Origin of the sequence: Nostoc sp. FACHB-888, assembly GCF_014696655.1 — a bacterium.
Classification (GTDB): Bacteria; Cyanobacteriota; Cyanobacteriia; order Cyanobacteriales; family Nostocaceae; genus Nostoc.
The window spans coordinates 26009-39674 of the sequence record NZ_JACJQM010000029.1 but is presented as its reverse complement, the minus strand read 5'-3'; the positions used below and the strand labels follow the sequence as shown (position 1 = coordinate 39674).

The 13666-nt window shown below is 43.4% G+C and carries 10 protein-coding genes; 4 read left to right on the top strand and 6 right to left on the bottom strand.

What is annotated here, in order from left to right; all coding sequences use genetic code 11:
• The first annotated feature begins 6 nt into the window (after window positions 1-6).
• Window positions 7-2589 (top strand): CHAT domain-containing protein, encoded by a 2583-nt coding sequence (locus H6G26_RS18870; RefSeq protein WP_190730715.1) that lies wholly within the window; start codon window positions 7-9, stop codon window positions 2587-2589.
• A 90-nt stretch (window positions 2590-2679) separates the two neighbouring features.
• Here the strand turns inward: H6G26_RS18870 and H6G26_RS43835 are convergent, their stop codons facing one another.
• On the bottom strand, window positions 2680-2802 hold the full coding sequence (locus H6G26_RS43835) for a hypothetical protein (RefSeq protein WP_277883897.1): 123 nt from the start codon (window positions 2800-2802) through the stop codon (window positions 2680-2682).
• 177 nt (window positions 2803-2979) lie between these two features.
• Between H6G26_RS43835 and H6G26_RS18865 the strand changes: the two genes are divergently transcribed.
• Both H6G26_RS18865 and H6G26_RS18860 read left to right on the top strand, forming a co-directional pair.
• Window positions 2980-6123 (top strand): S-layer family protein, encoded by a 3144-nt coding sequence (locus H6G26_RS18865; protein WP_190730714.1) that lies wholly within the window; start codon window positions 2980-2982, stop codon window positions 6121-6123.
• Window positions 6124-6146: 23 nt separating this feature from the next.
• Entirely contained in the window at window positions 6147-6359 is a 213-nt protein-coding gene (locus H6G26_RS18860) for a hypothetical protein (protein WP_190730713.1), read from the top strand.
• Window positions 6360-6516: 157 nt separating this feature from the next.
• Here the strand turns inward: H6G26_RS18860 and H6G26_RS18855 are convergent, their stop codons facing one another.
• Together H6G26_RS18855 and H6G26_RS18850 are read right to left on the bottom strand one after the other, a co-directional pair.
• Window positions 6517-8238 carry a hypothetical protein gene (locus H6G26_RS18855; protein WP_190730712.1) on the bottom strand — a complete coding sequence of 574 codons (1722 nt, stop codon included), beginning with the start codon at window positions 8236-8238 and terminating at the stop codon, window positions 6517-6519.
• Window positions 8239-8554: 316 nt separating this feature from the next.
• Window positions 8555-8782 (bottom strand): hypothetical protein, encoded by a 228-nt coding sequence (locus H6G26_RS18850; RefSeq protein WP_190730711.1) that lies wholly within the window; start codon window positions 8780-8782, stop codon window positions 8555-8557.
• A 179-nt stretch (window positions 8783-8961) separates the two neighbouring features.
• Between H6G26_RS18850 and H6G26_RS18845 the strand changes: the two genes are divergently transcribed.
• The gene (locus tag H6G26_RS18845; RefSeq protein ID WP_190730710.1) at window positions 8962-9336 is read left to right on the top strand and encodes a hypothetical protein; all 375 of its coding nucleotides are present in this window, start codon (window positions 8962-8964) and stop codon (window positions 9334-9336) included.
• A gap of 174 nt (window positions 9337-9510) precedes the next feature.
• Here the strand turns inward: H6G26_RS18845 and H6G26_RS18840 are convergent, their stop codons facing one another.
• The 3 genes from H6G26_RS18840 to H6G26_RS18830 are packed head-to-tail and all read right to left on the bottom strand — an operon-like array spanning window position 9511 to window position 13640.
• Window positions 9511-10269, bottom strand: a complete 759-nt coding sequence (locus tag H6G26_RS18840; RefSeq protein WP_206757544.1) for a DUF928 domain-containing protein — start codon at window positions 10267-10269, stop codon at window positions 9511-9513.
• 39 nt (window positions 10270-10308) lie between these two features.
• Window positions 10309-12642, bottom strand: a complete 2334-nt coding sequence (locus H6G26_RS18835; protein WP_190730708.1) for a CHASE2 domain-containing protein — start codon at window positions 12640-12642, stop codon at window positions 10309-10311.
• Between the two features lie 26 nt (window positions 12643-12668).
• Window positions 12669-13640 (bottom strand): DUF1822 family protein, encoded by a 972-nt coding sequence (locus H6G26_RS18830; RefSeq protein ID WP_190730707.1) that lies wholly within the window; start codon window positions 13638-13640, stop codon window positions 12669-12671.
• Window positions 13641-13666: the final 26 nt, after the last annotated feature.

The following is a 13666-nucleotide window of genomic DNA, read 5'->3' as shown; positions in this document are numbered from 1 at the left end:
AAAAACATGGCAAGAAAAAAATCTAGATTACGGAAAATCAAACGCTTTTTAAGTGTACTGCTGCTTTTGGCTATGTTCTTAGGCACGGGGTTGTTGCCCCCGACTTTCGCACATGTAAATGCGGAAAACTCTAGTCTTCAAAAGTTGTCTTATGCCCATTTGCTGGAACAGGGCAGTAAATTTTATGAAGCTGAACGGTTTGCTGAAGCTGCTACTTCTTGGCAACAGGGTATCTCTGCATTCAAAGCTAATGAAGATGAATTGAGGCAAGCGATCGCACTGGGTAATCTCTCATTAGCTTATCAACAATTGGGACAGTGGTCAGAGGCAGAAACTGCGATCGCTCAAAGTCTCAACTTATTACAAGCTGCTAAAAATATAGACACCAAAGAGCGATCGCAAATTCTAGCCCAAGTCCTAGATATCAAAGGTCGCCTGCAATTGGCTCAAAGCAAAGCTGAAGATGCCTTAGATACTTGGCGAGTCTCATCTGATATTTATACCAAAATAGGCGATGAAAGGGCGGTTATTCAAAATCGGATTAACCAAGCGCAAGCTTTGCAAACTTTAGGATTTTATCGGCAAGCCGAGAAGACGTTAAGAGAAAGTACCCAGATTCTCCAAAGTCAACCCAACTCACCTGTTAAAGTCGCAGCCCTGCATAGTCTCGGCAATGTGGTGCAAGTTACAGGTGATTTAGAAACATCTCGGCAGATATTGCAGCAAAGTTTAGAAATAGCTTCATCGTTGCAAGATCAGGAAGCGATCGCTGATATTTTCCTCAGTCTGGGTAATACAGCTCGTGTCCAGCAAGATACGCAAACAGCGATAAAATTTTATCAGCAAACTATCAAAACTGCAACCTCACCCATTACACGCATCCAAGCTCAAGCCAATCAACTCAGACTACTGCTGAAAACTGAGCAATTGTCAGCTTTCCAAACATTGTCCTCTGAAATTAAAACTCAGCTTAAAGACTTACCCGTTAGTCGGACAGCAATTTCTGCTCGCATTAACTTTGCCCAAAGTCTAATGCAATTCCGAAAAAAAACCGCCGCAGACACTCCCTCATCGTTGGACATTGCCCAATTACTAGCAACTGCTATTGAGCAAGCAAAAAATTTGCAAGATAAACGCACACAATCTTATGCTATTGGTGTTTTAGGTCAAGTGTACGAACAAACTCAACAGTTGTCTGATGCCCAAAACCTCACCCAACAAGCCTTGTTCATCGCTCAAGCTATCGATGCTAAAGACATTGGCTATCAATGGCAATGGCAACTGGGACGTTTGCTTAAAGCTAAGGGAGATACAAAAGGAGCAGTAGCAGCTTACACAGAAGCAGTTAATAACCTCCAAGCTCTCCGTAGTGATTTAGTTGCTGTGAATTCTGCGGTGAAATTTTCCTTTCGAGAGGAAGTTGAACCAGTTTATCGGGAGTTGGTTGATTTACTTTTGCAATCTCAGGGTAATCAAGTTAGCTCAGAAAATCTCGCCAAAGCCAGCAACACAATCGAATTACTCCAAATAGCAGAACTAGAAAACTTCTTTCGCAACAACTGTTTGAATGCTCAAATCCTTAATCCAAAAAAAGATCCAAAAGCAGCAATTATTTATCCATTTATTTTGCCAGACCGATTAGAAGTCATTCTCCAGTTGCCTCAACAGCGTTGGTTGCACTACAGTACCCCTGTAGTTGAAAAAGAAGTGGAAACTACTTTAGCGCAACTACAGGAAAATTTACCCAAGCCACACACCCTGCGACAAGTTCAATCTTTATCCCAGAAGGTTTACAAATGGCTGATTCAACCTGCTGAAGCTGCCTTAGCTGAAAGTAACACTCCTACTTTGGTGTTTGTGCTGGATGGTTGGTTGCGAAATATTCCGATGGCAGCTCTCTACGATGGCAAACAGTATCTAGTTGAGAAGTATAATATTGCACTCACCCCCAGTCTGCAACTGATTGAACCCAAAACATCACAGAAAGAATTCAAGGCAATAGCCGCAGGATTAAGTGAAGCAAGTTCGGGATTTTCTGCACTACCCAACGTCAAACTTGAATTAGAACAAATCCGCTCTCAAGTCCCTAGCAGCATCCTTCTGAATCAAGAGTTTACCAGCGAAGCTTTGCAAAACCGGATTAATTCTCTACCTTTCCCTATCGTTCATCTTGCAACTCATGGTCAGTTTAGCTCCAAGGCTGAGGAGACATTTATTGTTGCTTGGGATGAGCGTATTTATGTGAAAAAGTTAAATGAGTTAGTGCGAACACTAGAGCAAAATAAACCCGAAGCGATTGAATTGCTCATTCTTAGTGCCTGTCAAACGGCTGCCGGGGACGAACAAGCTGCACTAGGAATTGCTGGTGTCGCTTTTCAGGCAGGAGCACGCAGTACGATCGCTTCTTTGTGGAACTTGGATGATGAGTCTACTGCTGTGTTGATGAATCAATTTTACCAAGAGTTAGGCAACAAAAACCTGACTAAAGCCGAAGTACTCCGTCACGCCCAGCTAGCTCTTTTGCAAAATCCCAAATACAAACGTCCCAGGTTTTGGGCCCCCTATGTTCTTTTGGGTAATTGGCTTTGAGCTATCACCACTTCAGGTGGTGAGAGTTGGAGTTAACTTTTGTCTATTTATTTACGCAGATGCGATCGCATCAACTAACAATTCGATTGTTTAGACTAACAATTGCATTGTATCGGCTGACAATTCGATTGTTTCGACTAACAATGCCATTGTATTGGCTGGTAATTCGATTGTTGCGGCTGACAATGTCATTGTTTTGACTGACAATGCCATTGCATCGCCTGACAATTCGATCGTATAAATTTATGTAAAGAAATAAGCAAGTTTTGCGTAAAACTAATGCGATCGCAACTGAGAATTATCTAGGGGTGACTGCAACCACCGTAAACCTACATTAGTAGTGTGACATAACCAAAAGTTTAGCAACTGCTGTTTGCTTAAAGGGGTGCAATGTCCAAGATAAGTATTGGTTGGGGCTGGTTTATCGGAATTGCAATATGTGGTTCAAGCATTTGGAGTACAAATTGCGCTTTTGCCGAAATTATCCCCGATGGCACTTTGCCTAATAACTCCAGCGTAATAAAATTAGAAGGGAACAACAGCATCATTGAAGGAGGAACCCAAGCTGGTGGCAATTTGTTCCACAGCTTTCGGGAATTTTCTGTCCCTATTAACAGCGCTGCTTTCTTTAATAATGCTACGGATATTCAAAATATTATCAGTCGGGTAACGGGTGGGTCACTTTCTCAGATTGATGGGTTAATTGGCGCTAGGGGCACAGCTAATTTGTTTCTAATTAATCCCAATGGAATTGTATTTGGTCAGAATGCTCAATTAAATGTTGGTGGTTCTTTTGTTGCGAGTACAGCTAATGCACTGCAATTTGGAAATATCGGATTTTTTAGCGCTACTGATCAAAATATCCCTTCATCATTGTTGACTATTAATCCTTCAGCATTGCTGTTTAATCAGATTAATCAAAACGTAGCGATTCAAAATAGTTCAGTTGCATTTGCAGGAACAGATCCAGCAGGCTTTGATGCATTTGGTTTACGAGTACCAGATGGTAAAAGTTTACTGTTGGTGGGTGGTAATTTCAGCATGGATGGGGGACGATTAAATGCTAATGGTGGACGAATTGAGTTAGGAGGATTGGCGCAACCTGGTACTGTAGCGCTGGGTGTAGATGGCGATAATCTCAGCTTGAGATTTCCTGAGAATGTTATGCGAACTTCGGTATCCCTTACCAATCAAGCAGGTGTATTTGTAACTGGTGCTGGTGGCGGTAATATTGCAGTTAATGCCAGGAATCTAGAGATTTTAGGAGAAAGTGTCCTATCTGCTGGTATTGGGCAAGGTTTGGGAATGCCTGAAACTGTTGCAGGAGACATTACGCTGAATGCTACCGGGGAAATCAAAGTTGCTGGTGGGGGCGGTATTGGCAATCTTATGCGCTTGAGGTCAAAAGGCAATGGGGGTAATATTACTATTGACTCTGGTTTTTTCTCGTTACAAGATGGCGCTGTACTTCAAGCCTCAACTTATGGACAAGGAAATGCCGGAAATGTCACAGTGCGTGCCAAAAATGCTGTTTCTCTTGCAGATAATGCTTTCATCCTCAGCGCGGTGGAATCTGGGGGTGTAGGTAAGGGTGGCAATATCGATATCAATGCTGCAACCTTGTCACTAATTGATGGCGCTCGAGTGCAAACCAGTACTAGTGGTGCATCGGGAAATGCAGGGAATGTCAATGTTAATGCTACTGGTGTTGTTGACATTGTTGGTGGGGAAAATGGTTTATTCACTGGGATTAGCAGCGCAGTGCAAACGGGAACAGTTGGCAATGGGGGTAATATTACCATCGATTCTGGTTCTTTCTCCTTACGAGATGGCGCTAGACTTTCTGCCTCAACATTTGGACAAGGGAGTGCGGGGAATGTGACAGTGAGTGCAAAAGGTGCTGTTTTCTTAGCAAACGGTGATATCTTCAGCACAGTGGCAGAAGGGAGTGTAGGTCAAGGTGGCAATATCGATATCAATGCTGCAACCTTGTCACTAATTGATGGCGCTCAAGTGCAAACCAGTACCCGTGGAGCATTTGCTACCCAGCCAGGAGGACGCGGGGATGCAGGGGATGTCAATATTCATGTTACTGGCGCTGTTGACATTGCTGGTGGGGAAAATGATTTTGTTAGTGCGATTGGCAGCTTTGTAGATACTGGAACAGTTGGTAATGGGGGTAACATTACCATCGATTCTGGTTCTTTTTCGTTACAAGATGGCGCTGTACTTCAAGCCTCAACTTATGGACAAGGAAACGCCGGAAATGTCACAGTGCGTGCCAAAAATGCTGTTTCCCTTGCAGATGCTTACATCCTCAGCACGGTGGAAGCAGGGGGTGTAGGTCAAGGTGGCAATATCGATATCAATGCTGCAACCCTGTCACTAATTGATGGCGCTCAACTGCAAACCATTACTCGTAAAGCATCACCTAGCCAGTCAGCAGGACGGGGGGATGCAGGGAATGTCAATATTAATATTACTGGCACTGTTGACATTGCTGGGGGGAAAAATGATTTTGTTAGTGCGATTGGCAGCTTTGTAGATACTGGGACAGTTGGGAATGGGGGTAATATTACCATCGATTCTGGTTCTTTTTCGTTACGCGATGGTGCTGCGCTTACTGCCTCAACATTTGGACAAGGGAATGCAGGCACCATTAAAGTTAATGCTGCTGCTAAATTCACCATTTCTGGCAAGAGTTCTAATAACAGTGGCTTGTTCGTTAACTCCCAAAGTCCGACGGGTACTGCTGGAGATATTATCGTCACCTCACCTAGAGTTACCTTAGACAACGGTGGCACACTCAACGCCCAATCTGCATCGGGTGATGGTGGCGGCATCAACTTACAAACTGATTTACTGCTTATGCGTCGTGGCGCTCAAATTTCCACCACCGCAGGCACAGCAGAAAGTGGTGGTAATGGTGGCAACATTAATATTGATGCCCCGTCGGGCTTTATTGTTGCTGTCCCAAGCGAAAATAGCGACATCACTGCTAATGCTTACACAGGCAGTGGTGGGAGAGTAGATATTCGAGCCATTGGTATCTATGGCATTCAACCCCGCTCTAACCCAACTCTCTTTAGTGATATCACCGCTAGTTCTGAGTTTGGGGTAAACGGCACTGTAGAACTTAACACGCCGGATATTGATCCTAACAGTGGCTTAGTTAACTTGCCAACAGTACCAGTTGATACCCAAGTAGCACAGACTTGTCAAGCTGGTGGAAGTTTAGCTAAGAGCAGTTTTACAATCACTGGACGCGGTGGCTTGCCACCTAATCCAGGTGAAGCTCTTAACGCTGATGCAGTGCAGGTAGATTTGGTGAGTCTCAATCCAAACGCTGATAACCGCGATCGCTCATACTCTACCAGCAAAACAACTACCCCCGCAGCAGAACCGATCATAGAAGCTACTGGTTTGATGCTAAACCAAAAAGGGGAAGTCGTGCTGACAGCAAATCTTCCCACCAATACGCCTCATACTCCTTGGTTGAAGCCTGCATCTTGTAAAGTAGTTCGTAATTCGTAATTTGTAATTTAAGATTCGTCAGATTGCAATCTAGTTTTTTTTGCTCGACTGACAATGCGATTGCTTCTGCTGACAATTCGATTGTTTTGACTGACAATGCCTTTGTATCAACTGACAATGCGATTGCATCAACTAACAATTCGATTGTATCGACTGACAATGCGATCGCATCACCTTACAATTTGATTGTATTGCGTGACAATGCGATCGCATCGACAATGAATTATGTTGTATAAATTTATGTAAAGAAATTAGTAAGCTTTGCGTAAAACTAAGGGCATTGCTGAATTGAAGTATGAATCCGGATGTAGAGACGTAACACTGCTACGTCTCTACAAGGATTTTGGTATTATGCAAAATCATTTTCATACATGAAACAGCAACGCCCTTAGTTTAGACCAAAGTGCTGTAGGACAAAGAACCATCTGCAAAGATAAAATTCTCAAAACCTATTGTGGTCAGTGCAATAACATTTCCATTGTTATTGAAGCTGATATTAGCTGGGTTTAGGGCATTGCCCGAAATTACACCAGAAAAAGTGAGTTCAGAGCGATTGAAAGCACTGAGGTCTAAGGCATCAAAACCTTTTCCACCATCCACAGTCCCAGTACCAAACCCTTTGAAGTAGTCATTTCCAGTACCTAGATCAATACCGATGCCGCCACCAATAGTAACTTTTTGTTGAACTTCATTGATGGTACTGGTGGCTGTAATTTTGTCATTGCCATCGCCAGTTTTAATCGTTCCTTTTCCATAAATGCCATAGGCATTACCATCAATTGTTGCTGTAGCCTGTCCGGTAAGAATGTCACAACCATTTCCAGTATCAATTACTCTGTCGTTGAAGATGCCATAGGCGATGAAGTCGATGAACTGGGAGGGAACATCAAGAGGCGTTGTTGCTGTAGCCTTTCCGGTAAGAATGTCACAACCATTTCCAGTATCAATTACTCCGTCGTTGGAGATGCCATAGGCAATGGGGTTTTGGGATGAACCGTTGCCAGAACCAGTAATTGTGTCGTTGCCCTGCCCTGTGGTGATGGTGGCACCTTTCATATTCTGGATACCAGTTGCATTACTGTTGGGGCCGCCAGTACCTGTGCCAGTGCCTATGATCGTGTCTTCTCCGTCTCCGGTATCCAGTTTCTTACTGTTAGTGATACCAGTTGCATTACCGACGATGCCCCTGCTGTCACCAGTCCCAGTGATTGTGTCATTTCCCTTCCCAGTATTGAGACTGCCATTATTGCTGATGCCAGTCCCTGCACCGTTATCGTTGATTCCAAGTCCGTTGCCGGCAATGCCGCCGATACCAGTACCAGTGATCTTGTCATTTCCGTCTCCGGTATCCAGTTGCCCAGTGTTGCTGATACCTATCCCAAATCCGCCTTTGCCACCGAGGCGACCCTCACCACCAGTGCCGCCCTGACCAGTGCCAGTGATTGTGTCATTTCCGTCCCCTGCATTCAGTTTGCCACTGTTAGCAATGCCAGTCCCTGCACCGCCATTGCCGCCACCGAGTCCGTTGCCACCCACGCCGCCAATACCAGTGCCAGTAATAGCATCATTTCCGCCCCCTGTATTCAGCCTGCCACTGTTAGCGATGCCATTCCCTACACCGCCACCGCCGCCGCCACCGCCGCTATCGCCGCCATCGCCGCCAGTGCCATTGCCAATGATAGTGTCATTATTAAATCCAGTATTAAGGATGCCAATGTTACTGATGCCTGTCCCTGTACCGCCATCGCCGCCAAAATCATTAATAGGAAAAGTAAGCGGATCAGAAAGAGGCGTATCCCCGCCCTTGGCTCCACGACCCCCAATACCCTTGCCGATGATAGCGTCGTCGCAGGACCCAGCATTCAGATTGCCATTATTGCTGATGCCGATTCCAGCACCGCCTTTGCTGCCATTGACGTTCTTACCGATAGCACCATCACCGCCTTTACCGCCAGTGCCGTTGCCTTTAAAGGTGTCCTTTCCTGAGCCTGTAACAATGAAACCTCCAGTTAAAATATCAATCCCAATTGCTGGAGATTTATTTGAATCTTCCCCTACGATTGTGTCGTTACCAGCAGTGCCTGTGAAATTGGGTGGAACCGTAAATCTAGGCATAATCAAAATCCTCTAAATTTAGATTAGTACTGAGCTTTTAAGTAGAGCGGCGTGAATAATTCAAGGTTTGTAGTGTACCCCTGCTCAAAAGCCAGCTACGCGCAGCGTTTCGTAGAAAGGACTTTAGCCCTCAAATGATAGCTGAAGCCGATCACTACAAATTAATCTTAATATTTTTGACATTACTTAAATCTAGTTTGATTTATTCTTACTAACTTACTTAGCACATGTAGATTAAGGGAAAATACCAGGTAATGCATCAGTAAACCAAAAAGTTTTTTAAAAGCCATAACACTGGACATTTCTTCTTAGCCACCTACCTGATTGCAATCTGTTTTTTTTCATTGATTTGCAACGCGATCGCATCGACTGACAATTCCATTGTTTTGACTAACAATGGAATTGTATCGACTGACAATGCGATCGCATTAACTGACAATGTTATTGCATCGGCTAACAGTGTCATTGCATCAACTAACAATTCGATTGTTTTGATTAACAATGCCATTGTATTGGCTGACAATTCGATTGTATCGGCTGACATAATTTACAGCAGTTTTCATGTTTTTAACCACACTCTTAATTCGTCTGTGCGTCTGGAGCGGCTTTACGTGAGATAAAAAAGATGTGGTACATTTACCCGAAAATAGCTGTAAAAGCCTCCTGTTAGCTTTAGAGTTGTAATGGGTATATTAAATGTATACTTTATTACGGGATACATATATGGCTACCCAAGATACAACACGCCGTTTGCCTCCTCAATCAATTAGTCAAGATATTACTTCATTGCACGGTTTTCAAACCATTAACACATACAATACAACCCGTGCTGATGCCTCTGCTGCAAACCTACAGCAAGCTTATCAAACTATGTTGAGTTTTCAACAAGCCGAAATCGAGAAACTAACTTTATACCGTGCTGCTGCTGATGCTGCGCGATTAGCAGAATGGGAATTTCACAATGCTGTATTAGCTATGAAAGAAGTTGTGCGCGGGCAATATGGATCAGATAGCGATCAAGCTCAAGCAGTTGGACTGAAGAAAAAATCAGACCGCAAGCGTTCTAACCGTAAAAAGTCAGTTGTGGCTGTAAGTTAATCAACTTAACCATTGAGTCAGTGTAGAGCATCGCTGACTTTTCTCCAAAAGCGATCGCTCTTCACTCCTAATTGTGGCGTTGCATAGTTGCGGGATTTATTGGGAATTGCGAATTGCGTTAGCGGAGCGGGGCGTTAGCCCATTGCGAATTGCGAATTGGATTTATGCAATGCCCTAATTTTCAAGATTGCAGCACTCTACTTTTGGTTCAGTTGCAAAATCATTCAAACCCACAGCTTGCAACAGCGCCGTCCAAGAAGTATCCTGCGAATTGGTGCGACGCAATTCAGTAGCAGCACTCAGCGCTTCATACCAAATACCATTAGCTGCATAAAGATTTACTTGCTGGCTTGGTGTTGCTTTTTCCAATTGAGTTTTCAAAGCAGGTTTTAGTTGCTCCCGTTTTACATAGCCTTCAACATTAGCAATAATTTGGTTATCCTTCTGACAGTAGATGTTAAAATACCATCGGTATTGCTTGCCAATCTCTAAAGGTGCTGCTTTTGATGGCAAGCGAAGGCTGACTACTCCAGGTGTCCCCGTTAAAGAAGTTTTATAAATAGTCTGATCTCCTGCTTCATTTTCTAGGACAAACTCTCCAGATGCAAAGTCCGATGCATAAGGAATATAGAATACGAAACTAGGATGCTCTCTGATCGTTGTTCCAAACACCAATTCTGAGTTTGAATAAACAGGTACTAAAGCTGTAAGCCGTTTTTGAGAAGAAGCCAGAGGCTTATTGATATCCTGACCACAACCACGGCTACCTGCTTCCGCTCGCTTACCTGGTTCCCCGATGTCTTTTGGTGGAGGCGGTGCAGCAAAAATTAATGATGGGTTTAATTCTCCATTAGGATTTGCAGACTGTGCCTGCACATTTATACAGCTAAAAAATGTTAAACTAACGGCGAGGAAAACTTGAATCTTTTGCATAGATAATTTCATTTTTATTTATACCTCAAGTTGTAAAAATCAGTTGTCACTGCTTTGTTGTGAAAATAGGTAAATTGCCACTGTGCCGCCACTAGCCACTAAAATCAAAGCTGACGGAACTAGCGGAACCCAAATCCCTTGGTAAAAGAAAATTAAGCAAAAAACGTATAAGAGCGCAAGTATACTTCCTCCCGCCAATACTAAATATAGTTTTGACCGATCGCTTAGTGCGATCGCCTGTAATCCGGCATAGCCAATTGCACCTCCAACCACTGACCAACTCCAAATCCACAAAACTTCGCCCCAAACGGGCAAAACTGATATCAAAGGTCGCCCATCTATAACGGCACTCACCAGCTGACTGACCATTTGTGCTTGCAGAATCACCCCTGGTATTTCTTCGGAAAAACCCTGCCCAGTCATGTAGGGGGTAGGAATATAATCACGAAAGCTTTGGGCAGTAGTACCAATGAGAACAATTCGGTCTTTGACTTGTTCAGCGTTGACTTTATCCCTAAGAACATCTGTGAGTGTGACTTTAGGAGCAATTTCTCCAGGAGAATTTTGGAAAGAGCGGTAATTGAGCAATATTTGGTAGCCGCCTGTATCTGCTTGTTGATAGCCACCCATCTGAGGCTGCAACCGCTTAAAAACAACCTTGCCTAACTGCAAATCCCCAAAATCAGTGTATTTGGCAGAAATGCCTTTTGCCTGCAAGTAGTGGAATGCTAGTTGGGCACTAAGGGCGTAGCGTGCAGTACAAGGGGAGGTTACGTCTGCTGGTTGCATTGCCAATAAATGACGACGCAGAACGTGGTCTGAGTCTGGGATAATATCACTAAATCCTTGGCGTTCTAGCGGAACCCCCAAAGGAGGTGAAATTCCCGGACGGTCTTTTGTAAGTTCTTGAACTTTGCAAATTGTAAAAAGCCTGTCATCTGTTTTCAACCTAGCCGCCAAAGAAGCTTGGTTGCGTTGTGATGGCTGATCGTGATAAATATCCAAGCCAATGGCTTTGGGTTGGAACTGTGCAAGTTTTTCCAAAAGCCTAGCTAGTGCTAGCTCCGATAGCGACCCTCTTCTTTCCTTTTGTTCTGGTAACTGAAAATCTTCTTCGGTAACAGTGACTATCAACAGGCGCGGATCTTGCTTTTCTTGGGGACGCGATCGCATCAATTGATCATAAGCTTGTAACTCCCATGTTTGCAATCTTCCCATTTGCCGGACTCCTAGCACGCTGATGGTGAGCATCACGCTCATTAGCAATCCCCTTATCAGTAGGCTGTTGGATTTAATTCGGGGCTTTGGCCAAGTTATCGGCACAGCAGCAGGATTTTCACAAATTATCGGTAACCAACTTGCCCCTGGAAATTTGTCCTCTAATCCTTGCAGTTTTTCTCTGGCAGTGCGAACTGCAACATATAAAGATGCGCCTGAAGAAAAAGCTGCCAGAAAATGCCTTAAAAATGCTTGCGCCACCAGATCAGGCACAGGTTCCCGCATGACAATGATTTGGGGAATATGTAAATCTTGTAGTTCTCGCGCTAATCCCAATCCATCACAAGAGTTGAAAATCGCCAACTGTAACCCATTGGTGACGGCATTTGCCAGGGCATATTTCAAGTCTGCAATTGTTAAACTATCTTTGTCATTGATATAGATGCGACCAGTTTCACCCTCGCTTCTACTATGACCAGCGAAAAATAAAATGTTCCAAGGTTGGTTCCACAGATGATCGTTGATCTGATTACGTTGGGGCTGTGTCAAAAAGGTTGTGGCAGCATTGGGCAATTTTTTTAATAATTCGCAGTCTTTGTCCACATCAATACCTGCTGTATTGCCCAAAATCGCTAATATTTTTATTTTCTGTCTGTAGGTAGATGTCTGCAATACAGTTACTTGTTCTGACTCTGGAATACTCAAAGCTATTTCGGCTTTGGGGTAATCGTCCTCAACCAAATCCCATATATGCCAAGGAAGTTTCTGTAGCTGTATAGAGTAAGTGCGAATCAGCACTCGCACCTCATCATTGGGCTTTACGTGTATAGACAATTTTTCCCGAATCCGACAAAATGACTCTGACTTTAGCCAGTGATTTAAGTGCGATCGCAATTCACAAGCTTTATTTTGACAGTCATCACGCCGCTGGGTAATAGAACCATCGTAAATAATTGTTTTGGCTTTGATGCGGCCATTTCCTAAACTACAATAAGTTGACCGCCACTCGTCAATTGCTTTAGCTATTTCTAGATTGGGAGGTAAATAACCAAAGGTTTCTATGCTGGGGCGTTTGCCATCTTCTCCAATCTCCAGTGTCACCCGCACCCCTAACTCCAAATCGCCATCTAGCTTCAGAACAACTAACTTTCCCATTTGCAGCACCCCTATTGTTTTTCGCTTCAGATGAGAAAACTTTCTATAACGCTAATATCCCCTAATACCAATTTAATACTGAAACGTTCTCCCACATTGCCACTAAACTGCAATTGAATATTCTTGTTAGTGCTTCTAGTTTGCGCTTCCATAATAGATTTTTCCTCTGCTTCTTCAAAATCAAGCACCATCAGTTGGAGATTTGGTGGCAGATAACTTTCTTGGGATGTAGGATGCACTTCTACGATAATGTCTATTTCCTGCTCCTTCTCTTGAATGAAAGCAACTACTAGAATTACGCCTTGAATGGTTTCTGTTTTTCCTAAATCAATCAGCTTACCCCTGCTAATAAAAGAATTATTAGCTCCTCTTAAACTCCAATCTAGATTAGCTGTTTGATGATCAAAAAAAGTTTCAACTTCTTGCCAACCACCCTCAAAAATATTCTCTAACCATTGTTTTAATTTAACTAAAGTCTTATTAGAAGTGAGTGATTGAGAAGCTAATTCAGCTTGCTTCACTTGAGTAAGTTCTTCTAAATACTCTAGTAGATTGTCCAAAGGCTGCAATTGGTTAATTAGTAAAAAATCAGTTTGCACCTGCCTGACAAATCCCAGCAGCGTCGCTTCTCGAAATGATTTCTTTATCTGCACAGCCACATAGCCAATTCGATTTGAATGTACCTCAGGCGGTACGTAAACAAATTGTGCATCTTCCAACACAGGGCGGCATTCTAAAGCTCCCAAATTTTTCAGCGACAAATCAGCTACATCCATAAGTGTCTGCTGTAAAGGGTTGCAATCACTCTTGTCTAAGTCTGTCTCAAATCCCATGTATTGTAGATAAGAATTTACGAAAGACACAGACAAAGTATTGAGATAAACTTGTTCAGCTTTTTTTTGCGTGGCTTGTTGCCTACGTAACTTTTCTGCTCGATGTCTTCCATCTGGCGGTATAGGCCCTGTAAATGTTGTTAAAATATCTGCAATTTTGTCCATCTTTTTTGACCAAATGCTTAAATTTT